19 protein-coding genes are annotated in these 21,584 nt (G+C 30.3%); 10 read left to right on the forward strand and 9 right to left on the reverse strand.

Going from position 1 to position 21,584, the window contains the following annotated elements; translation table 11 throughout:
- Positions 1-18: 18 nt before the first annotated feature.
- Positions 19-1,149, forward strand: coding sequence for a potassium channel family protein (locus tag CHAB381_RS03650; protein ID WP_012108633.1), 1,131 nt, complete (start codon positions 19-21; stop codon positions 1,147-1,149).
- Positions 1,142-2,323, forward strand: a complete 1,182-nt coding sequence (argJ, locus tag CHAB381_RS03655; RefSeq protein ID WP_012108634.1) for a bifunctional glutamate N-acetyltransferase/amino-acid acetyltransferase ArgJ — start codon at positions 1,142-1,144, stop codon at positions 2,321-2,323. The genes CHAB381_RS03650 and argJ overlap by 8 nt, the downstream gene beginning before the upstream one ends.
- A 425-nt stretch (positions 2,324-2,748) precedes the next feature.
- Here argJ and CHAB381_RS03660 read toward each other — a convergent pair whose 3' ends face one another.
- Entirely contained in the window at positions 2,749-3,285 is a 537-nt protein-coding gene (locus CHAB381_RS03660) for a gamma carbonic anhydrase family protein (RefSeq protein WP_012108635.1), read from the reverse strand.
- A gap of 93 nt (positions 3,286-3,378) precedes the next feature.
- On the opposite strand from CHAB381_RS03660, the gene CHAB381_RS03665 reads away from it, so the two are divergent.
- Positions 3,379-5,061: a phosphoethanolamine transferase gene (locus CHAB381_RS03665; RefSeq protein WP_012108636.1), complete on the forward strand. Its 1,683-nt coding sequence runs from the start codon at positions 3,379-3,381 to the stop codon at positions 5,059-5,061.
- 39 nt (positions 5,062-5,100) lie between these two features.
- On the opposite strand, the gene CHAB381_RS03670 is transcribed toward CHAB381_RS03665, so the two are convergent.
- Entirely contained in the window at positions 5,101-6,465 is a 1,365-nt protein-coding gene (locus tag CHAB381_RS03670; protein ID WP_012108637.1) for a sodium-dependent transporter, read from the reverse strand.
- A 147-nt stretch (positions 6,466-6,612) separates the two neighbouring features.
- Positions 6,613-7,500 carry a nicotinate (nicotinamide) nucleotide adenylyltransferase gene (nadD, locus tag CHAB381_RS03675; protein ID WP_012108639.1) on the reverse strand — a complete coding sequence of 296 codons (888 nt, stop codon included), beginning with the start codon at positions 7,498-7,500 and terminating at the stop codon, positions 6,613-6,615.
- A gap of 65 nt (positions 7,501-7,565) precedes the next feature.
- Between nadD and gap the strand changes: the two genes are divergently transcribed.
- The 7 genes from gap to galE are packed head-to-tail and all read left to right on the forward strand — an operon-like array spanning position 7,566 to position 14,062.
- Positions 7,566-8,561: a type I glyceraldehyde-3-phosphate dehydrogenase gene (gap, locus tag CHAB381_RS03680; protein ID WP_012108640.1), complete on the forward strand. Its 996-nt coding sequence runs from the start codon at positions 7,566-7,568 to the stop codon at positions 8,559-8,561.
- A gap of 15 nt (positions 8,562-8,576) precedes the next feature.
- The gene (locus CHAB381_RS03685) at positions 8,577-9,794 is read left to right on the forward strand and encodes a phosphoglycerate kinase (protein ID WP_012108641.1); all 1,218 of its coding nucleotides are present in this window, start codon (positions 8,577-8,579) and stop codon (positions 9,792-9,794) included.
- Positions 9,794-10,492 carry a triose-phosphate isomerase gene (locus CHAB381_RS03690; protein WP_012108642.1) on the forward strand — a complete coding sequence of 233 codons (699 nt, stop codon included), beginning with the start codon at positions 9,794-9,796 and terminating at the stop codon, positions 10,490-10,492. Before CHAB381_RS03685 ends, CHAB381_RS03690 begins: the two co-directional genes overlap by 1 nt.
- Positions 10,489-11,310 (forward strand): enoyl-ACP reductase FabI, encoded by an 822-nt coding sequence (gene fabI / locus CHAB381_RS03695; protein WP_012108643.1) that lies wholly within the window; start codon positions 10,489-10,491, stop codon positions 11,308-11,310. The genes CHAB381_RS03690 and fabI overlap by 4 nt, the downstream gene beginning before the upstream one ends.
- Positions 11,307-12,239, forward strand: a complete 933-nt coding sequence (locus CHAB381_RS03700; RefSeq protein WP_012108644.1) for a 3'-5' exonuclease — start codon at positions 11,307-11,309, stop codon at positions 12,237-12,239. The genes fabI and CHAB381_RS03700 overlap by 4 nt, the downstream gene beginning before the upstream one ends.
- The gene (locus tag CHAB381_RS03705; RefSeq protein ID WP_012108645.1) at positions 12,226-13,053 is read left to right on the forward strand and encodes a DNA ligase; all 828 of its coding nucleotides are present in this window, start codon (positions 12,226-12,228) and stop codon (positions 13,051-13,053) included. Before CHAB381_RS03700 ends, CHAB381_RS03705 begins: the two co-directional genes overlap by 14 nt.
- Before the next feature lie 19 nt (positions 13,054-13,072).
- Positions 13,073-14,062 carry a UDP-glucose 4-epimerase GalE gene (galE, locus tag CHAB381_RS03710; RefSeq protein ID WP_012108646.1) on the forward strand — a complete coding sequence of 330 codons (990 nt, stop codon included), beginning with the start codon at positions 13,073-13,075 and terminating at the stop codon, positions 14,060-14,062.
- 863 nt (positions 14,063-14,925) lie between these two features.
- Here galE and CHAB381_RS03715 read toward each other — a convergent pair.
- The 6 genes from CHAB381_RS03715 to CHAB381_RS08875 are packed head-to-tail and all read right to left on the reverse strand — an operon-like array spanning position 14,926 to position 21,254.
- Positions 14,926-15,117, reverse strand: coding sequence for a hypothetical protein (locus CHAB381_RS03715; RefSeq protein WP_012108648.1), 192 nt, complete (start codon positions 15,115-15,117; stop codon positions 14,926-14,928).
- Complete coding sequence (locus tag CHAB381_RS03720) at positions 15,114-15,548, reverse strand: hypothetical protein (protein ID WP_012108649.1); 435 nt, start codon at positions 15,546-15,548, stop codon at positions 15,114-15,116. The genes CHAB381_RS03715 and CHAB381_RS03720 overlap by 4 nt, the downstream gene beginning before the upstream one ends.
- Positions 15,538-17,505, reverse strand: a complete 1,968-nt coding sequence (locus CHAB381_RS03725) for a dynamin family protein (RefSeq protein WP_012108650.1) — start codon at positions 17,503-17,505, stop codon at positions 15,538-15,540. The genes CHAB381_RS03720 and CHAB381_RS03725 overlap by 11 nt, the downstream gene beginning before the upstream one ends.
- Positions 17,506-17,507: 2 nt before the next feature.
- Positions 17,508-19,322 (reverse strand): dynamin family protein, encoded by a 1,815-nt coding sequence (locus tag CHAB381_RS03730; RefSeq protein WP_041570481.1) that lies wholly within the window; start codon positions 19,320-19,322, stop codon positions 17,508-17,510.
- Complete coding sequence (locus CHAB381_RS03735) at positions 19,319-20,497, reverse strand: hypothetical protein (RefSeq protein WP_012108651.1); 1,179 nt, start codon at positions 20,495-20,497, stop codon at positions 19,319-19,321. The genes CHAB381_RS03730 and CHAB381_RS03735 overlap by 4 nt, the downstream gene beginning before the upstream one ends.
- A gap of 16 nt (positions 20,498-20,513) precedes the next feature.
- Positions 20,514-21,254, reverse strand: coding sequence for a hypothetical protein (locus CHAB381_RS08875; protein WP_041570482.1), 741 nt, complete (start codon positions 21,252-21,254; stop codon positions 20,514-20,516).
- Between the last annotated feature and the right edge of the window lie 330 nt (positions 21,255-21,584).

The raw sequence follows: 21,584 nt of genomic DNA on the forward strand, positions 1-21,584 counted from the left end.
TTATTTGACGAGCAAAAAGTGTCTTTTTTAGACAAATTAAAAAAATTCTTCAACTGGTCCGGCAGTTCCAAACCGGACATAAATTTCAATTCAGAAATTTACAAACAACTTACACCTTTCAGACTTCCTCTGATTTTCATTGTCCTGATGCAATTAATAGGCACATTCGGTTATGTTTATATTGCAGATTTTTCACTTGTAGATGCATTTTATCAAGCAGGTATGACTTATACGACATTGGGTTTTACGGAAGTGGCGCCAATTCCGCCTGCCGGCCGAGTTTTTACGCTAGTGTTTGTTTTAATGGGCTTTGGTACTTTTTCATTTTGTCTTGGTGTTGTTGTGGAAGTTATAAAAAAAGGTGCTCTTTTGCATCTTATAAGGGAGACAAATATGATTTACAAAACAGCCAGATTGAAAAATCATTTTATAATTTGTTATAATAACGAATATTCGCTTGAGCTTTCGCATCAATTTCGTGAAAATCATATACCGTTTGTTATAATTGATAATGATCCGAATCTTGATAAAATAGCGGAAACAAATCATTATCCGTATTTTTTTATCGGAGAACCTCATTTGGAAACTTCGCTTTTAAAAGCACATATTTCAAGCGCAAAAGGAGTTATAACTTTAAGTCCGAATTTAGCTGATAATATTGCTATTATTTCTCTTGTAAGACTTTATGAAAAAGAACTTGGAAGAGATAAACCTTATTATTTGATGACAAATGCGAATTGCGATGCCGATGCGCAAAAATTAAAAAAACTTGGTGCGGATTCCGTTGTGCTTCCTTCAAAACTTACCGCTCAACGTCTAACTGCCGTAAGCGTGCGTCCGGATATGGAAAATATATTGGAGCAGTTTCTTTATAAAAAAGATTCGCCGATTGATATAGAAGAAATTTTAGTTGATGATTATTCCTGGGTCAGATTTAAAAGGCTCAAAGAAACGCATTTACGAGAAATGGTAAATGCCGATATAGTAGGTGCAAAAGATCAAAATGGAAAATTTACACCTATGCCAAATGGAGATTTTCTTATCGGTTCAAATATGCATTTGCTGGTAATTGGCACTGCAGAAGGTATCCGTCAGACAAAACGACTTATAAATAGCAAATACAAGCCTCAGGAGATTTATTATGTTTGATATTATTCCACTTAAAAACGGACTTGAAAATGTTGAAGGATTTTATTTTGACGGAATAAACTCCGGATTTAAGAAAAATGGAAATGATCTTGGTTTTATTCGTTCGGATAAACCGTTTTTAGTGAGTGCTATTTTTACGAGTAATAAATTTAAAGCCGCGCCGATAAGACATTTTATGCGATATGAATGCGGTTTCAAATCAAATTTTATTCTTTTAAATTCTAAAAATGCAAATTCTATGACCGGTAAAAAAGGTATTGATGATATAGATGAAATTTTTGCAAAGCTTGGACAAAAAATCAGTTTAATAAATCCGATAATGAGTTCGACAGGAGTAATCGGTTATCGTCTAAAAAAAGATAAAATTTTAAAAGCGACTGAAAATTTTGATTTTACGGCTCGCAATTCAAATGGAGCGGCTACTTCCATAATGACAACCGATACAATAAAAAAGGAGCTTGCTTTTCGCATTGATTTGGATAATGGCGAACATTTTAATATAGCTGCGATTTGTAAAGGTGCCGGAATGATAAATCCTGCGCTTGCCACTATGCTTTGTTATATACTTACGGACGCTGAAATTTCGCAATCAGATGCCGATGAACTGCTTAAAAAAGCTGTCAATCAAAGCTTTAATTGCGTCAGTGTGGATGGAGATACATCTACAAATGACACTGTTATGATTTTAAGTTCTTGCACGCGTGCATATGATAAAAACGCATTTGAGACAGCTTTAAATTTAATAACAAAAGAGCTTTCTTTACTTTTAGTAAAAGACGGCGAAGGCTCACATAAACTTGTGGCTTTTGAAGTCAGTGGTGCGGCAAATATTAATGAAGCTGAAAAAGCGGCTAAAGCTTTGGCAAATTCGCCTTTGGTAAAAACTGCGATTTTCGGCGAAGATCCCAACTGGGGAAGAATCGCTTCAACAATCGGCGCAAGCGGCGTGATTTGCGATGAAGAAAAACTTGTTATAAAATATGATGATGTGATTGTTTATGATATAAATCACCCCGAACTTGACGATGAACGAGAAGAAAAAGCTCATAAAATCATGCAAAAAGATGAGTTTAAAATTTCATGCGATTTAAGTATCGGAAATGCTTGTTTTACAGCTTACGGTTGCGATTTGAGTTATGATTATGTAAAAATCAACGCGGATTACCGCTCGTAGTGATCGGAATATAAAATTTTAATGATTTTTAAAATTGGATATTAAATTTTTCGTGCTTTATTTTTAAAATTTTAAAACGCTTTTTTATTATTTATAAATCGTAAAAATTTTTAATTTTATAGAATATAAATAAGAAAATTTTAAGTTGCAAATCAGCTCTAATATGGCTTAATTAATTAAATTTTCATTTGTAGATTTAGATAATTGTCAAATTAAAGCTTTAAAATCGAATTTTTAAGTGTAAGAAGATAAAAAATTTTTTTAGCATATTTTGTTTCTACATTATTTTTTGCACTAAACAGTTTAAATCTAATCATTTGAAATCTTTTAAAATTTCTTCGTAAATTTTATAGAATACAATTTATTATAGTCTGTATGAAAAAGTATTTTTTTTACTGAAATAAATTTTTATTATACGTAAAATCTTATTTATATGTATCTTTAAATTTCACATAATTTTTTGCAGAAAGCGTTATAGTGTTTATTTCATCATTTGTAAGTTTTCGCACAAATTTCGCAGGCGAGCCGATTATTAGCGAATTCGGCGGGAATTTTTTACCTTTTGTGATTAAACTTCCTGCGCCCACGATGGAATTTTTACCTATAACCGCACCGTCCATTATTATTGCGCCCATACCGATTAAACAGTTTGAGCCGATGTGACAAGCATGAATTATTGCACTGTGCCCGATTGTGACATTTTTTTCTATAATGCATGGATATCCGGTATCGGTTATTTTACCGGTTTCGTCAATTTCACGATGCCAAACATGTAAGCAGGCAAGATCTTGAATATTTGAGTTTTCACCGATTTTTATAAAATTCACATCTCCCCTGATTACTGCGCCAAACCAGACGCTTGCATTTCTTGCAATTTCAACTTCGCCGATTATTGTCGCATTTTGCGCTATAAATGCACTTTTATCTATTTTTGGGTGTCTGTTTTCAAAATCTGAAATCATTTTTTACTCCTTAAAACTAAGAATATTACACAAAATTTGCTTTACATAAAAGTAAATTTTAATTATAATAAAGATTTTTAAAAAAGGAAGTTGATGAATAAATTCGTAATTTTTATATTTTTTGTGCTGATATTTTTTATTTTATCTCCAAAAATAAGCATGGAATATCTTATTCACAGTTTAAAATATTGCGCGTTTTCAGCTTTAATTTTACTTTTTGCAAGCAAGCTTTTTAAGAATAAAATTAGCTATTTTATAGCAGTTCTATCACTTTTTATATTACTTTTCATTCCGTATTTTTTTACATTTTTTGATGCTGTTTTTAAGACAAAACAGTTTTATAATACGCAATTTTCAGTTCTTTGTGTGGCTCTTGTTTTGACATTAGCAGGCTCAAAATCTAAAATTTCAGCTGTTTTTATTGTTATTTTAAGTGCGGTTTTGCCCTTAATTTATCTCGGGTATTTTTCTTTTGCTTTAAAACCTTTCAATCAGCCGGCTTTGTTTGCGATGCTTGAAACAAATAAAAATGAAGCATTCGAGTATTTTATGGATAATAAAAATATTTGGACGTATGTATCTGTTGTTTTTGTTTTAATGGTTTCATTTTTATTTGTAAAATTTTGCAAAAAAGCGGAATTTTCATTTAAAAACGGAAAAATTCTTACTGTTTTTATTTTAATAATTGCTGTTTTTAATAGTTATAAAGAGTGTTGGTTGCTTAAAGAGCCTTTTTTTATCGATGAGATAAAAGCACAAATTCGTATGCAGGAAAATTATGCAAAAAACGCACAAAAAAGAATGGACTTGTTAAAAGACTCTGTATCATCAAACGATGATGGAGTTTTTGTGCTTGTTATTGGAGAGAGCGAAAATAAAAATTTTATGAGTGTATATGGGTATCAAAAGCCGACTACTCCTTATTTAAATAGGTTAAAAAATAGTAAAAACGCTATATTTTTTAGTGAGGCTCACTCAAATTATACTCATACTGTCCCTGTTTTAATTTATGCATTGAGCGCTAAAAATCAATATGAAAATATGGATGAAGATCTGGCGCCTACTTTAATTGAAACAGCTAAAGCTGCCGGATTTAGCGTATATTGGCTTTCAAATCAGGTAAAATTCGGCGCTTTCGGTGAAAATGTATCAAAAATTTCAATTCCTGCAGATGAAAAAATTTTTACCAGCGACTTTGACGATAAAGAAAAATTTGATGAATCCTTATTAGAACCGTTAAAATCGTTAAATTTAGCTAAAAAATCTTTAATAATCGTACATTTGCTCGGTTCACACAGTACTTATAAAAGACGTTATCCTAAAAATTATGAAAAATTCGGCACAAGTCGTCTTGAAGCATATGAAAACTCAATTTTTTATAATGATGAAATTTTAAGACGTATAATAGAAATTTCTAAAAATTTTAAAAACTTCAAAGCGCTTGTTTATATGAGCGATCACGGCGAAAATCCTGTAAAAGCTTCGCACGATGCTGTAAATTTTGTTTATGGAATGTGTCAAATTCCGTTTTTTATATATTTTAATGACAGCTTGCAAAATAGTGATATTTACGCACGTTTAAATAAAAACAAAGATGAATTTTTTACAAACGATCTGCTTTACAATGTAATGTTGTCTTTGATGAGTATAAAAACTCATATAAACACTAAGACAAACGATATTTCAAGTGAGTTTTACGATAATAACAAAAGTAGATTTTTAACGCTTCATGGTAAAATTAAAATTTTGGATGCTAAAAAAATGGATAAAAAATAAAATTTAATTTATTGTTGTGATTTTCTCACAACAATAAATTTATATAATTCCATACAAAAATATGATTGCAATTACAATCGGCAAGAAAAATTTAACGTAATAAAACCAGAATTTTGCCAACGATTTATTATTTAAACTTCCATTATTTGTTATTTCATCTATCGCTTCATTTTTTAATACAAAACCTACATAAATGCATGAAAATAGCGCCGTTAGGACGAAAAATATATTTGCGCTTACAAAATCGAATGCATCAAAAACACTTTTTCCTAAAATACTTACATCAGAAAGAGCGTTACTGCTTAAAATACAAGGGATATTTCCTAAAATAAAAATTGAAATGAGCGTTAAATTTGTGGCGCCGACATGCGAAATTTTAAAATTTTCCTCTATGTAATTTATTATAACCTGATAAATCGTAATTGAAGTTGTGATTGCAGCTATAAGTAAAATAGCAAAAAATGCAATTGCCACAAAATTTCCGAAAGGTATATTTGAAAATGCTATCGGTAGGCTTTTAAAAACCAGTGATGGACCGCTGCTCGGTTCAATTCCGGCACTAAAAAGAGTTGGGAAAATCATAAAACCGGCTAAAACCGCTATAACTGTATTTAAAACAACTGTAATAGTAGCAGTTTGGACTAATTTTTCACTTTTATCCAAAAAACTTGAAAGTGTAATCATTACGCCAAAACCAAGAGAAAGTGCGAAAAAGACTTGTCCGAGAACGTCAATTAAAAGTTTTGGAGTGATTTTGCTAAAATCCACGCTAAGATAAAATTTTATTCCTTCGGCTGCGCCGTCCAGTGTCAAGTTACTGATGATTACCGCTAAAAAACATAAAAAAAGTGCAGGCATTAAAAATTTAACGAATTTTTCTATTCCGTCAATTATTCCTTTTTTTAGGATATACCAATTAATAAGAACAAAAAGCGCCGTATAAAATCCGACCGTTAAAGCATTTTGTTCAATATGACTTTTATAAAAATTGCTTGTGTAGGCAGCTTCGGTTATTTTAGATGATAAATCAAAATTTCCTGTTATTATATTTGAAATATATGTCATTACCCAGCCGCCAAGAACCATATAATAAGCCAAAATTCCAAATGAGCCGACAAGACCCATATATCCTACGATTTTCCATTTTTTTGAAATTTTCGTGCCGTCTTTTTTAGGATGTATAAACGCATCTACCGAATTTTTGAGCGCCCGTCTACCGATTACGTTTTCTACCAGAATCATCGGAATTCCAAGTATAATCATTGCTATGCAAAATACCAAAACATAAGCTCCGCCGCCATTTTCTCCGACTAAATACGGAAAACGCCATGTGCAGCCGAAACCTATGGTTGCACCGGCAACTGTAAGTATATAAGTTAATTTATTTGTCCAAGTTTGTCTCACTTTTCAAATCCTTATTTTTTTATAATTTATTTTTAAATTTAAAATTTTGTCACTGCAAGCTTACAGAAAATTAGGATTTATAACGTTTAGTGTATTTTTCTATTTTATGCTTTACTGTGGCGGTAATTTTTCAAGCTTTTTAAAATTTCAAAGTTTAGAGGTCTGTTCTTTTTTTAATTTCTCCAAAAATTCTTCTATATTGTATTTTTGGCGATACGTTTCGCTCATTAGATGAACGATAATATCTCCAAAATCAATTACACTCCATTCATCGCTGCTTTCTATGCCTAAAAACTTTTCGTTAAACGGTTTTAATTCTGTTTTAAGCTCCTCAATCAGTGTTTCTCCATGCTTTGCGGCAAGCGTTGTAGCGATAACAACAAATTTCGCTATATAATCGCGATTGCTCATATCGATTATTTCGACATTTTCAGCTTTTTTATCTTCTAAAATTTTGGCGATTCTTTCGGCTCTTTCCACCATTATTTTTCCTTTATAAAATTTAATAACTTCTGATTTTATCTTTTCCGGTATATTTTCAAATTTTCCGGCTCTTATAAGCGAAGATGAAATATTATCATTTATATTGATTTTTTGCAAGTGTTTTGACACTTTTTTGTCATTTCGTGTAGCAACTATAAATTCCGTTAAATTTTGAAGTTCTTCGTAATTTTGCCATTTTTTCAAATCTTTTAAATTATCAGCGCCTATTATAAGATAAAATTTTTTGATTTTTGGAAATTTTGATTTTAGAAATTTAACGCTTTCTATCGTGGCTATCGGCCTTCCATGTAAAACTTCAAAATCACAAATTTCGGTTTTCGGCAAATCTTGCCATAAAATTTTACACCATTTCAGGCGCAAAACAGGCGGAGCTGAAAAATCTTTTTTAAAAGGATTGATAAATGTCGGCATAATAATAAGCAAATCTATATTTAAGTTTCGCAAAATTTCATGAACAATTTTATCATGCGCGCTATGGGGCGGATCAAAACTTCCGCCAAAAAGTGCAATTTTTGAAATTTCTTTTTTCATTTAACGATTTTTAACCCAAAATTTAGTAAAATTGGCATTATTATATCCAAAATTAAAGGAAAGCTATGATTAAAATTGCAATTAACGGATTTGGTAGAATAGGCAGATGCGCAGCCAGAATCGCATTAAACAGAGATGATGTCGAACTTATAGCGATAAATGACACGGCAAAAAGGGATCTTACAAGATATCTGCTTCAATACGATACGGTTCATGGCGAATTCGGTAAAAAAGTAGAAGTTATAAATGACGATTATATCAGCGTTGATGGCAAAAAAATAAGAGTTTTCAGCACAAGAGAACCCGGTGAACTTAAATTTGCAGATCTCGGTGCTGAGGTTGTGCTTGAGTGTACAGGCGCTTTTCTCACTACTGAAAAATCGCAAGTTTATATAAATAACGGCATAAAAAAAGTAGTAATGAGTGCGCCGGCTAAAGATGATACGCCAACTTTCGTAATGGGCGTAAATGAAAAAACTTACGCAGGTCAAGATATTATATCAAATGCAAGCTGTACAACAAACTGTTTGGGGCCTGTGGCAAAAATACTTGATGACGAACTTGGAATTGAAAAAGGATTGATGACAACAATTCACGCTTATACGCACGGACAAAGTCTGGTTGATGTAAAAGGACGAGATTTTAGAAGAAGTAGGGCGGCTGCTTGCAATATTATTCCAACAAGCACCGGTGCTGCAAAAGCTATAAATTTGGTGCTTCCGCAACTTAAAGGCAAAATGCATGGACAAAGCGTTAGGGTGCCAGTTCCGAATGTTTCTATGGTTGATTTGAATGTGCTTACAAAAAAAGAAACTACAAAAGATGAGCTTAACGAAATTTTCAGAACATATCAAAACGGTGATATGAAAGGTATTTTGTTTGTTGATGATGATGAAAGAGTTTCAAGTGATTTTTGCACGAATCCTTATTCAAGTATCGTAGCAGGTGATCTTACACAAGTAATTTGCGGCAATATGATAAAAGTTATGAGCTGGTATGATAATGAATGGGGATATTCTAACCGTCTAATCGACCTTGCTGTTTATGCGATGAAACATTAAAAAAAAAGGACTGAAATGGGCGAAATTTTATCCGTAAAAGATATAAAATTTAAAAAAGGCGAGAAAGTTTTTATAAGGTGTGATTTTAATGTTCCGATGGATGAGTTTTTAAATATCACGGACGATAGACGAATAAGAGCTGCCATTCCTACTATAAGATACTGTTTGGATGAGGGCTGCAGCGTAATTTTAGCAAGCCATTTAGGACGTCCTAAAAATGGTTATGAAGCAAAATTTTCACTTGAACCTGTAGCAAAAAGATTAGCCAGAAGAATGAATCGTGAGATAAAATTTGTAAATGACGTAATAGGTAAAGAAGCGGTTGAAGCTGTAAAGAATTTGAAAGAAAACGAAGTTTTGCTTTTAGATAACTTGCGTTTTGAAAAGGGCGAGACGAAAAACGATCCGGAATTCGCTCAAAAACTTGCAAGTTATGCAAATTACTATATAAATGACGCTTTCGGCGTTTGTCATAGAGCTCATGCTTCGGTTGAAGCGATTACTAAATTTTACGATAACAAACACAAGGCTGCCGGATTTTTACTTATAAAAGAGGTAAATTTCGCAGCCAATCTTACAAAGCGTCCTGTTCGACCATTTGTGGCGGTAGCTGGCGGAAGTAAAGTAAGCGGTAAGCTTCAAGCTCTTAAAAATCTACTTCCAAAAGTCGATAAACTCATAATCGGAGGCGGTATGGCTTTTACATTTCTTAAAGCTATAGGTTATGAAATAGGAAATTCTTTGCTTGAAGAAGATTTGGTTGAAGAGGCGTTAAATATTTTGCGCGAAGGAAAAAGACTCGGTGTAAAAATTTATATTCCTGTCGATGCAATCGTGGCGCCTGCTATATCACAGGATTCGGTTATGAAAAATGTTACCGTTCAAGAAATTCCGGCAGGTTGGATGGGACTTGATATAGGACCTGCCACAATTGCGCTTTTTAGAGAAGCTTTATCAGATGCGCAAACCATTTGGTGGAACGGACCGATGGGTGTTTTCGAAATTGATAAATTTGCACGCGGAAGTCTTAGAATGAGCCATGCAATCGCTGAAAGTAACGCGACTACAGTTGTAGGTGGAGGCGATACGGCAGATGTAGTAGAAAGAGCCGGAAACAGCGATGAAATGACATTTATCTCAACCGGAGGCGGCGCAAGTTTGGAACTTATTGAAGGAAAAGAACTTCCTGGAGTTAGGGTTTTAACGATAAAAAACGATGAAATGGAGTGTTAATGATAGTTGCAGCAAATTTAAAATGTAATCATACAAGAGCAAGTTTTTTAAATTTTACAAAAAAATTAGACAATTTTTTAAGCGGCGAAGCTTCAAATTTTAAAAAGAATGAAATTTTAATTTTTCCACCAAATACGGCATTTTGTGATCAAATTTCAAATTTTACTCAAGGGGCGCAAAACTTTTTTCCTTGTGAAAACGGAAGTTTTACAGGTGAAATCGGCGCTGATATGTTAAACGAGTTCGGTATAAAATCAGTACTTATTGGACACAGCGAAAGGCGTGTGATTTTTAGTGAAAGTGATAGAATGGTGCTTGAAAAGTTTAAATTTGCCAAAAAGCGCGGTTGGCGCATTATTTTTTGTGTCGGCGAGAGCGACATTGTGCGAATGAATGGAAATTACAGAGAAGTTTTAAGTGATCAACTCAGCGAAATAGATTTGGATTATGAAAATTTAATCATTGCTTATGAGCCGATTTGGGCAATCGGTACCGGAAAAAGCGCTAAAAATGAGCAGATAGAAGAAGTGCTGGAATTTCTTGCAGAAAAAACCGAAGCGCCGCTTTTATATGGTGGAAGTGTAAATCTTAAAAATATTTCTCAAATTTCAAAACTTCCTCATTGCAGCGGCGTTTTAATAGGAAGCGCAAGCTGGGAAGCTGAAAATTTCATTAATTTGTTAAAGGAATTGCAATGATTTTAAAAGGTAAAAAAGGGCTTATAGTCGGCGTCGCAAACAATAGATCAATAGCTTACGGCATAGCAAAAATGTGCCGTGAAGAAGGAGCGCAACTTGCTTTTACATTTTTAAACGATGCGTTAAAAAAGCGAGTGGAGCCGATTGCAAATGAGCTTGGAAGCGATAAAATTTATGAACTTGACGTAAATAACGATGAACATCTGAAAAATCTTGGCGCAAAATTGCAAAAAGATTTCGGCAAGATTGATTTTGTGCTGCACGCTGTTGCTTTTGCACCAAAAGAAGCGCTGGAAAATGATTTTTTAAGCACACAAAAAGATGCTTTTAACGTAGCAATGCAAACTTCCGTTTATTCGTTGATTTCTCTTACAAGGGCTGTTTTGCCGCTTATGAATGAAAACGGCTCGATTCTTACTTTGACTTATCTTGGCGGAGCAAAATTCGTACCGCATTACAATGTAATGGGCGTAGCAAAGGCGGCGCTTGAAAGTTCTGTCAGATATTTGGCACACGATTTAGGAACTAAAAAAATTAGAGTAAATGCCATAAGCGCAGGTCCTGTAAAAACTCTTGCAGCAAGCGGAATAGGCGATTTCAGAATGATTTTAAAATGGAATGAGCTGAACGCGCCGCTTAAACGAAATGTCGCTATTTTTGAAATAGGAAAGAGCGCGGCTTATCTTTTTAGTGATTATGCAAGCGCAGTTACCGGAGAAATTCATTACGTTGATTGCGGTTATAATTTTATGGGTATGGCGGATGCCGTAAAAAATAGCGACGGCGAAACAGTTTTGGCATGGGACGATGCTAAATGAAAAACTATATTTGCGTTTTTGATTGCGAAACAATTCCTGATGCCGATGTTTTGGCTGAAATTTTGACGGACGATCAAAAAAGCGAATGCTACGATGAGGTTTTTTATGATGAAAAATGTGAAATTTTAGATGAAAAAGAGCTTTCAAAACTTACAAAAACAAATAAAAGCAAGTTAAAAAGCGAAAAAAAATTAAATCATAAAAAAATTTCGCTTGCCGCTCAAAAATTACAAAAAGAAAAAACAGGAAGCGAATTTCTACCGATTTGTTTTCATAAAATTGTCTGTATAAGTGCAGTTTTAGCTGATGAATTCGGCAAATTTTTAAAAGTTGAAACGCTTGAATACGGCAAAAGTGAAAAAGAGCAAATCGAGTTTTTTCTAAATATGATTGAAAAGCACAATCCGCGCCTTATAAGTTATAACGGACGCGGCTTTGACCTGCCGATGATTATGCTTAGAGCAATGCGTTATAATCTTACTTGCCATGCATATTTTGAAACGGCAAACGGTGAACTTAATAAAAATAAATGGGAGAATTATCGCTACCGATACAACGAGCGATTTAATATGGATCTGCTTGATTTTGTAAATGATTTCGGTTCTGCAAGAGGCGGATTAAATCTTGATAATATATGCAAAACTTTAGGACTTCCAGGCAAATACGACGTTCATGGAGATCAGGTTTTGGAGCTTTTTTATGATAACAAATTGGACAAAATCAGCGAATATTGCCAAAGCGATGTGTTAAATACATATTTGCTTTTTATAAAAACAGAGCTTTTGCGCGGAAATTTAATTTTATCCGATTATGCCGATTGTATTTCAATTATGAAAAAATATTTATGTGAAAATTGTGAGCAAATGGGTTATTTCAAGCCGTTTAATGATTTTTTGGAAAAGGAGCTTATAAATTTTGAAAATTTATAAAATTTTAATAATTTTACTATCTTTTTTTTCAATTCTAAATGGCGAAAATTTAATGCTTCTTGGTGAATATAAAGAAGGCATTGACGTAAAAGGTTGGGTTGTAAGCGAAAAATATGACGGAATTCGCGCCGTTTGGGACGGTAAAAATTTAATCAGCAGAAGCGGTAAAAAATTTAATGCACCAAAATTTTGGCTTGAGAATTTTCCGAATTTTAAAATAGATGGCGAACTTTGGACAGCGCGAAATGATTTTGAAAATTTAAGCTCTATTGTAAGAGATAAAATTCCGGATAAAGAGTGGAATAATGTAAAATTTATGATTTTTGATGTGCCCGATGCCAAAGGAGATCTTTTTTCACGTCTTGAAGTTTTAAAAGATTTTTTGGATAAAAATCCGAATAATTTTATTAAAATTATTAAGCAAATTTCTGTAAATTCAAATAAAGATGTTAAAAAATATTTTAATGATGTAATTCAAAAAGGCGGTGAGGGCGTTGTTGTGCGCGATCCTAAAGAGCCGTATGTAAATAAACGCAGCAATAAAATTTTAAAACTGAAACAATTCCACGACGACGAATGCGAAGTCATAAAAATAAATATGGGAAACGGCAAGTATAGCGGTAAAATGGGCTCTTTGAGTTGTAAAAATCTAAAAAACGGTGCTGTTTTTAAAATCGGCTCAGGTTTTGATGACAAATTAAGGGAAAATCCGCCAAAAATAGGCGATATCGTAACATACAAATTTCAAAATTTAACCAAAAACGGCAAACCGCGATTTCCGGTTTTTTTACGTATAAGAGATGATTTTCAGTAAAATCTAATAAGGAGAAAAAATGAATATTTTAGTGACAGGTGGTGCCGGATATATTGGAAGCCACGTTGTTAAGGCGCTATTGGAAGAAAATAAACACGAAATTACAATCATTGATAATTTTGTAAAAGGTTCAGAAAAGGCGATTGACGCCCTAAGAAAAATCAGTGAGTTTGAACTTATTCAAACCGATCTTGAAAATATAAGTAAAATTGAAGAGGTTTTTGCTACCCATAAATTTGACGCGGTTATACATTTTGCTGCATATATCGAGGTTTTTGAAAGCACTCAAAAACCGCTGAAGTATTATCTGAATAATACCGCAAACGCTATGAATTTAATCGCTTTGTGTGAAAAATACGGCGTCGGAAAGTTTATTTTCAGCTCTACTGCAGCTACTTACGGCGAGCCGGAAACTTCTCAAGTTACCGAGCAAAGCTTACAAAATCCGATAAATCCGTATGGAAAAAGTAAATTGATGACGGAATGGGTTTTGAAAGATGCCGCTTTGGCAAATCCGAATTTCAAATATGCGATTTTAAGATATTTTAATGTGGCAGGAGCAAGTTCTGATGGACTTTTAGGACAAAATTATCCAAATGCCACGCATTTAATTAAAGTTGCCACTCAGACAATTTTAGGAAAACGTGAAAAAATGGTAATTTTCGGTGATGACTATGATACAAAAGATGGAAGCTGCATAAGAGATTATATTCACATTGAAGATCTTGCAAGCGCGCATTTGTCAGTACTTCGTTATTTGCAAAACAATGACAGCAATATTTTTAACGTAGGATACGGCACAGGTTTTAGCGTAAAAGAGGTTGTAGCTGCGGCAAAAGAGGTGAGCGGTGTGGATTTTAAAGTCGAAATCGGTGCCAGAAGAGAAGGGGATCCTGCTTGTTTGATAGCAAACAGTGATAAACTAAAAACTTTAACTGATTGGAAACCCGTTAAAAATGATTTGAAATTAATTATAAAATCAGCTCTTGAATGGGAAAAGAAAGCGTAAAATTTGTAGTTTAAGGGCTTATTTTTTAAGCCCTTTATTTGATTTAATAAATTTTTTAATTTTTGTATGCCACGCACGGGGTCATTTTTCAGACAAAATCATTTTAATTTAGTAAATTTTTAAATTTTATACTAAAAAATCAGCAGCTTATTTAAATTTTGATACATAAATTCTCAAACATATTGTTTTTATTGATAAATATAAAATTATTTTAAATAGATAAAATTTAAGTTCCGTCAAATTATTTTAAACATTTCACAGACAAAAATATATATCATTTTGAAATTTCATATGTTAAATTTAGAAAAATTTTAAAGCATTTGTGAATAAATATTAAATCTGTTAAAATATCCGAATTTACAAAAATTTTAGAAAAAAAGTTTATGTAGGACTATAATTTTAAAGATTTTAGTGTTAAAATTAAAAAAATTGATTATTTTAAATGAATTGGCGACAATGGAGTAATTTACTTAAATGATAAACAATTTATATTTTTTAGTTGATTTAATAAAAATACTATAAAGATGAGTTTATAAATGCAAAAATCATATTAATCGGATAAAAACTTAAATAGATTTAATGGTAAAAAATATAATTTTACATTAAACTTAAAACAGATAAAATAGATTAAAATATTTATTAAATCGCTGCTTGAAAATGCAAGATTAAACATAAAAGTATATATTTAAATGAATATTTTGTGTGATGTGAATCAGTAAAATTCCATAGTTTGTATTTTTTTTCTATCTTATTTATGTGAAATTCCAATTTTTGCTGTAAATTTTATCAATCTACGAGCCGTTTTTGCATATATGCGTTATCTGCAAAAAGCCGAATATCAGTTTAAAATATTCGGCTTTTAATTAAGCAGGTCTTACTGAAATTTGACGACCTTTTTCATCATAAGTATATATCATGGTTCTTGTTCTTACGGTAACTGTTGTGGAGGTATTGCTGACTGACAATGCTCCACTTACCGGACGGGAGTATAGAAGTCTACCACCAGCTCCATAAACTCTTAAAGTTTGACCTTGAAGTGACACATAGGCTATCATTTTAACTCCTTTATTTTAGCTTTTATAGAATTTAATTCATTTTCATAACTTTCTTTTAAAAAACGGATATATCTATCCAAGATGGTTAAATTTTGATATTTATCCCAGTTTTTTATGATATCTTCTAGCTCTTTATGTCTTCCTGTAAAAGTGCTCCAGTCTATTTGTGCCATTAAATTTGTATGCTGAAATTTAGGATAAATTTCTTTTACTTTTTCAAAATTTATATTTTTTGTTAATGCAAAATCGCTTAATTTTTCATTGAAATAATCATCTTTGAATTTGTCGCTTAACTCTTTTAAATTTGATGGTTTTATATCATCTTTTTTAAAAAGATTTTCTTTTGCTTTTTGTTTTTTTTGAAAGTATATAACTACACCTACTACAACTGCACAGATTAAAAGTGTTGTGGCTATTTGACTATTTTCCATAAATTTCTCCTTCCATATTTTCAAGTTTTTTCATAAAATTTTCTTTAATTTCTTTAAAATTATTTATGTTATTTTCTTTTTCATTTAAATTTGTGATAAGTTCGTTTAGCTCTTTTTCATTTAAAGTTCCTTTTTCTTTTATATTTTCTAAGTCCTTTTGATTGTTAAACAATACAGTTTTTATAGAATTAGGCACTTGTGCACATAATTTTTCTCCAAAACTATTAATATTGTTTAAAATTTTTTCTTGTAATTCTTTTTTGCTTTCATCAACCATTTCAATTGCAAAATCTCTAACTTTTGGTATGTAGGTTCTAGCTCCCTGAAAGACAACTCTTTTTAATAAATTAAAATTTTCAAAAGCAATATCCTCTAAAATATCTCTATTTATAAAATCAGCGTCAAAAAACTTACTAAAATCTCTATAGATATCAAAAGTATCATATCTAAGAGTTTGTCTTAAAGACTCCGAGTCAAAAGCTTCAAATTTACTCATCTCATTTATAAATTCTTCAGTTTCATTTTTTGTATATTGTTTTATATCTTCCATTGCTTGACTTACTAGGTCATCCATTTTTAACTTTTCACTTTCAAGAGCATTTTTAATATCCCATTTGATATTGTTTTTTAATTCTGTAATTCTTCTGTAGTTATTGGTTTTTGAGGCTATAGTATTTTTAATGTCATTAAATTCTCTATCTATATCTTTATTTAAATTTTTAATTTTTTGAGCTAAATTATCGTCAATATTATTTTTAAAATTATCTTGCATTTTAGTAAGTTTTTTTCTAAAATTTGTTACTTCAGCAAGTGCTTTACTTGTCTCATCTTTGCTTTTTTGATTTTGAGATATTTTCGTTTCAAGAGCGTTTATTTCTGTATTTAAAAATACCTCTTTTTTCTCAAATGCATCTTTTATAAAGTTTATATTTGAGATGAGTAAATCTTTACCTTTATTTTGAATGATCTTATCGCTTACTAAATTTTTCAGCTCATTAAGCCCGTTATTTTTCCAAAACTCAGGATTTGCTTCATCTTTATACCAAAGCTCATCTTCATTTAGCAAAAATCCATTTTTTTCTTTTTCATCTAAAAGTGCGTAAAGTCCGGCGGTAAAGACAAATGAACTGGCTTTATTAAATACCGTTTTTTGATAAGTTTCATTTTTTTTATTATTTTCAAGCAGTTCTTTTGCCTCATCAAAATTTCTTAAAACATCTATTTTGTTTATAGCAACTATTCTTTTTGAGTTTTCAAGACTTAGTAGATATTCATTTATAAATTTTATATCACTTTCATCAAATGCTCTTCCGGCATATGTTGCATATATAGCAGCATCACATCTTTTTATCCAATCAAGTGTAATTTTACTTCTAAAGATATTTGGATCATTTGTCCCCGGGGTATCAACCACAACTAAGCTTTTTAAAATTTCAGCCGGATAGTAAATTTCCACGCTTTTTACAAATGGTGTATAAACTCCGCCTTTTGCGACATATTCTTTTAAATTTGATATGTCATCTTCTTTTGTCTGATTTAGAAATTTTATATAAGAGCTGTTTTTAATATCAGGTTCTATAAAATTTTTAAAATAATTTACCTTTTTATCATCAATTTCGGTAATTTCGTTTTTTAGCTCTTGCCACTCATCTTTTGTATAAAAGATAGCTTTTAGTTTTTTATCACTTCCATATCTTATCTCTGTGATTTTAGCAGTGTATGGCGTATCATCACTTGGGAGTATGTCATTACCAAAAATCAATGCATTTAAAAGTGTTGATTTACCGGCTTTTATCTGACCTGCAACGGCTAGGATAAATTCCTCTTTTTGTAAATTTGAAGATTTTTCTTTAAGAGTTTCTTCGTTTACATTATTTAAATTTATGGCTTTATTTTCAACAAGTTCGCCGTAAATTTCAACTAATTCGTCTTTGCTTTTTTCAAAAATTTCAAGCATTTTCAGTCCTTTCGTCTAAGATTTATCAAATTTTTGGTTTTAACTTTTTTTATGTATTTATCAAAAATAAATTTGGCAAATGTTTCTTTGTTTTGTTTGGAAATGTTGTTATATTCTTTAATCAAATTTCTTTTAAAATTATCAATATTAATTTTAAGTTCATTTGTTAGGGCATAGTATTTTATTTTATTGCAAATTTCTTCGGCTTTTGATTTTACAATTTTTTTATTATGTATTTTATAGTCTAAATTTTTAAGCAAATCTTTTACGATTTTTTCAAATTCATTTGCTTTAAATTCAGTGTTTAAATAATTATTTTGAAATGAAACTATTTTATCAATCGTTTTGTGTAACTCATCTGTTTCTTTAGTGATTAATTTTTCATAGCTATCGTTGTAATCTTTTACTGAGTTTTGAATTTTTTCATAAAAGATTTTTTTGTAATGATTGATATATTCTTTTTCTTTTTTTACTAACATTTTGTCTCTATAGTATGTTTTTGCATTTTTTTCATATTCAAGCTCATCATTTTTATTATTAATTTTTTGCATCGGTTCAAAATAAAATTCTTTATTTAATTGATTTAAAGTTTCAGAAGCAAAATAGTGTAAATTGTCATTCAGTTTTTCTTTTAATTCATCTATATTTACATTTATATCTCTATTTTGTTCTAAAATTTCACCTGCTAATGAGTTTATAACTTTTTCTATTTCTGCATAAAATCTCTTTTCATCTAAAAAATAAAACCTTGTTTTATAAATAGTATCGCTAAAAAAGCCAATTTCCTTAGCTGTTTCTTTATCTTGTATATCTAGGCTATCAGTTATTCTATTTATAAGCGTTTTATATATAAAATTTAAATTTTCCATATTTTTTATATGAAGCTTGCTTTGGATATTTTTTGTTATATCATTTTTTATAGTTTGGATTAATGACTGTAAGCTAATGTCTAAATTTGTATTAAATTCCTGTTTTTCATTTTTAAAACGATCTTTTATAAATTTGTCTTTATTTTTGCTGATTTGGTTAAAAAATGAAAGTATTTTATTTTTTTCATTTATAAATTCATCTTTGTCTAATTTTTTACTGTCATAAACGAAAATTTCTTTGTATTCGAAGTTTTTGAGAATTTCTTCTTTTATTTTTTTTCTTGCTGTTGGCGATTTTTTATTAGCCCTATTTAAAACAGCTATAAAATACGCGTCTTTATTTTGATTTTTTATTTCTAAAAGTTTTTTTTCAAGTTCATGTCTAGTTGAGCCTTGATTTATATCAATAACTACTAAAAGCACATCAACAGCTTTTGCTTTTTCCATAGTAAGTTCTGTATCGCCCGGATTTTTTGCATTTTCAAATCCTGGAGTATCATAAAGAATCACATTTCTAAAACTTTCAAATGGATAAAAATATTTTATATCATAAGCTTTGCTTTTTGTGTTTTGATCTTTATGTTGGGCTAAATTTTCATATTCGCTTTGAGAAATTTCATCCCCATTTATTAAAATTTTAACTTCATCTGAGTAGTAAAATGCAGTAATCAATGAAGTCGTCGGGTCATTTCCCTCAGGGCATAATTCTTTACCGATAATTGAGTTTATGAAGCTTGATTTTCCGGATGAGAAGTCACCTATGACGGCAACTTCCGCTTTTGCTATTTGGTTTGAGTGGATTACTTCTTTTGCGATTAATTTTTTTGCGTCATTTTTTAACATTTCAATTAATTCAGATTGATTACCAACACCGGCATCATTTGATAGATCATGTAAAAATGAAATATAATCGATATATTTTTTAAAATCATCGCTTAAAATTATCATATTTGATTCCTTGTTATATTTTTCTTAAATTTGAATTCATTTTTAAGTATATATCTAAAATCCGTAAGACTTCTATAAAAAATGAGTGAATAAAATTTATCCGGATCATTTGTAGGGTTTTCTTCGGTTTCTTTTCTTAAATCTTTTAAAAAATTTTCTATACATTGTTTTAATATTTTTTCATCATAAGAGTAATCTTTTAAAATTCTTTTTGAAACTTCAAAAACACATTTTGCATGATATTTTTTATTAAGTATCATATCTTTGCCGTCTTTTCTAATCGGCTCGAAAAGCAGTTTTTTGTAAGATAGGCTTAGAGCTAAATAACTTGGCATTAAAGTCAGTTTTTCGTTATCTAAAATAAAAAAAGCAATTTTTAATAATTTATAATCAAGTTCGCTGTGAATTTCATCTATATATTTTGAAATTATCGTATTATAGTCAATGATCGAGTGATTTATACGCATTTGTAAAAAATTTGTCTCTGACATAAAATAATCAACATAATTTTCTTTTACGGCTTCTATGATTTTTTCTTTTTCATCTTGCGGATAACTATCCAAACCAGGTATTTGTCTTGCATATCTGTTTAATATAGCTAATGTATCCATTTCATAATATTTTAAATGCTGTGTAGAGCAAATGGATAAAATCTCTTCATTTATGTCAATGCCTTTGTTTTTATTTTTTATTAAATCTATTATAAGTTCTTGAAATTTTTCAAATTCGGTATCAAACTTTTCCGTTTTTAAATAAAATGTGTAATTTTCTAAAAAATTATCTTCATCGGTGTAAATTTTATCGATTTGGATATCAGGATCATTGCAAATTATTTTTGCCTGATCTTCAAAATCAGGCAAAAATTCTTTTAAGTCTTTATCTTCCAAGCAATTCAATAATTTTTTTTCATGGTTATCATATTTTTGTTTGTCTATATCATCGGCTATGATATCTAAACATACGCTTAATTTTTCTAAGAATTTTTCTTTTTCCAGCTCCAAATTTTTGGCTGTATTTTTCAAATGAGAAATTTCTTTTGCAATTATATCTTTTGCTTCATTTATCAAATTTTCAAGTAAATTTTTAACCTCATCAGCCTTTACATCATCTGATAAATCATATAAAAAAGAGATACAATCAATGTATCTCTCTAAATTTTCGCTTAAATTTTCCATTTTTTACCCTTTAGGCTTATGAATTTATAAAATTTTCAAGCTCGATTATAGTTTCTTTCATATCATTTCTAGTCTTTTTTATCTCGTCTATTTTTTTACTTTTTAGAGCAATTGTGTCGCTTATACTGTCTTTTGTAGTTTGAAGTTTGTTTTTTAAAGGCTCAAAAATTTGCTCGTTTGAGACTTTATTGATATATTCTTTTGTTAGATTTATAACCACTGCAGATGCAGCTTTTGCAACCTCTGGTTTATTTTTTGTAAAAAGTTTTTCCAATTGTCTTATTATGAATTTACTGGCGATTTCAAATTTTTGTAATATTGTTATAATAATTGCTACGACAGGTTTTGGCAATTTTTCGCTAAGTTTTTCGCTAAGAACGAAAATTATTTTGTTAGCTATATAAGGAATAGTATCCATCAAAAATTTTTTAATATTCTCATTTAAATTAAGGTCTTTTTGCATATTTTTAAAATTACTTATATCTACATTTTCCACATTAAATGTAAAATACTCATTAAAATAATTTTTTGTATTTTCTTCTATGATTTTTATCATACTTTCAAAAAATTCCTGTGTTTTTCCATCTTTAAGAAGATCTATATCGTTTAAGCATTGTGAATAAATTTTAGTTTCCAAACTTTGTATAAATTTATCAAGTTTTAAATATTGGTTTTGAATTTCATCTTGGATTTTATCTTCTTCTTTTTTGATGTTTTTTAGTTTTTCATCAAGCTCGTCTGTGTTAAAATCAATCAACTCAACTCTTTGTTTTAAAATTTGAGATAATTCCTTTGAAAATATTTTCGTATTTTTGGCTATTTTTTGTTTTTTAATTTTTGTGAATTTAGAGTAAAAATTGTCATTTATTAAGTTTAAAAGTTCAGTATTTGGCTCTTTTGTGCTTGTAAAAACTATTTTGTCTTCTAAATTTTCAATATTTAAATCTTTTAGTTGCTCTAAAACTGATTTTTTGATATTTTCTCTTGTGTTTTGTGGTTTTAAATCGCTTTTTGTAAGGCAAAATATAAGGTTATTTTTTATATCTAAGTTTTGTGAGATAAAATCAATTACTGATTTTGTAAGTCC

This window comes from Campylobacter hominis ATCC BAA-381, from assembly GCF_000017585.1.
Taxonomy (GTDB): Bacteria; Campylobacterota; Campylobacteria; order Campylobacterales; family Campylobacteraceae; genus Campylobacter_B; species Campylobacter_B hominis.

What these genes read in the sequence shown, in the direction of transcription:
- CHAB381_RS03685 (WP_012108641.1), top strand. Translation starts at nt 8,577, where the DNA reads ATGGGCGAAATTTTATCCGTAAAAGATATAAAATTTAAAAAAGGCGAG.
- CHAB381_RS03660 (WP_012108635.1), bottom strand. Translation starts at nt 3,285, where the DNA reads ATGATTTCAGATTTTGAAAACAGACACCCAAAAATAGATAAAAGTGCA.
- CHAB381_RS03665 (WP_012108636.1), top strand. Translation starts at nt 3,379, where the DNA reads ATGAATAAATTCGTAATTTTTATATTTTTTGTGCTGATATTTTTTATT.
- argJ (WP_012108634.1), top strand. Translation starts at nt 1,142, where the DNA reads ATGTTTGATATTATTCCACTTAAAAACGGACTTGAAAATGTTGAAGGA.
- CHAB381_RS03730 (WP_041570481.1), bottom strand. Translation starts at nt 19,322, where the DNA reads ATGATAATTTTAAGCGATGATTTTAAAAAATATATCGATTATATTTCA.
- gap (WP_012108640.1), top strand. Translation starts at nt 7,566, where the DNA reads ATGATTAAAATTGCAATTAACGGATTTGGTAGAATAGGCAGATGCGCA.
- galE (WP_012108646.1), top strand. Translation starts at nt 13,073, where the DNA reads ATGAATATTTTAGTGACAGGTGGTGCCGGATATATTGGAAGCCACGTT.
- nadD (WP_012108639.1), bottom strand. Translation starts at nt 7,500, where the DNA reads ATGAAAAAAGAAATTTCAAAAATTGCACTTTTTGGCGGAAGTTTTGAT.
- CHAB381_RS03700 (WP_012108644.1), top strand. Translation starts at nt 11,307, where the DNA reads ATGAAAAACTATATTTGCGTTTTTGATTGCGAAACAATTCCTGATGCC.
- fabI (WP_012108643.1), top strand. Translation starts at nt 10,489, where the DNA reads ATGATTTTAAAAGGTAAAAAAGGGCTTATAGTCGGCGTCGCAAACAAT.
- CHAB381_RS03735 (WP_012108651.1), bottom strand. Translation starts at nt 20,497, where the DNA reads ATGGAAAATTTAAGCGAAAATTTAGAGAGATACATTGATTGTATCTCT.
- CHAB381_RS03720 (WP_012108649.1), bottom strand. Translation starts at nt 15,548, where the DNA reads ATGGAAAATAGTCAAATAGCCACAACACTTTTAATCTGTGCAGTTGTA.
- CHAB381_RS03690 (WP_012108642.1), top strand. Translation starts at nt 9,794, where the DNA reads ATGATAGTTGCAGCAAATTTAAAATGTAATCATACAAGAGCAAGTTTT.
- CHAB381_RS03725 (WP_012108650.1), bottom strand. Translation starts at nt 17,505, where the DNA reads ATGCTTGAAATTTTTGAAAAAAGCAAAGACGAATTAGTTGAAATTTAC.
- CHAB381_RS03715 (WP_012108648.1), bottom strand. Translation starts at nt 15,117, where the DNA reads ATGATAGCCTATGTGTCACTTCAAGGTCAAACTTTAAGAGTTTATGGA.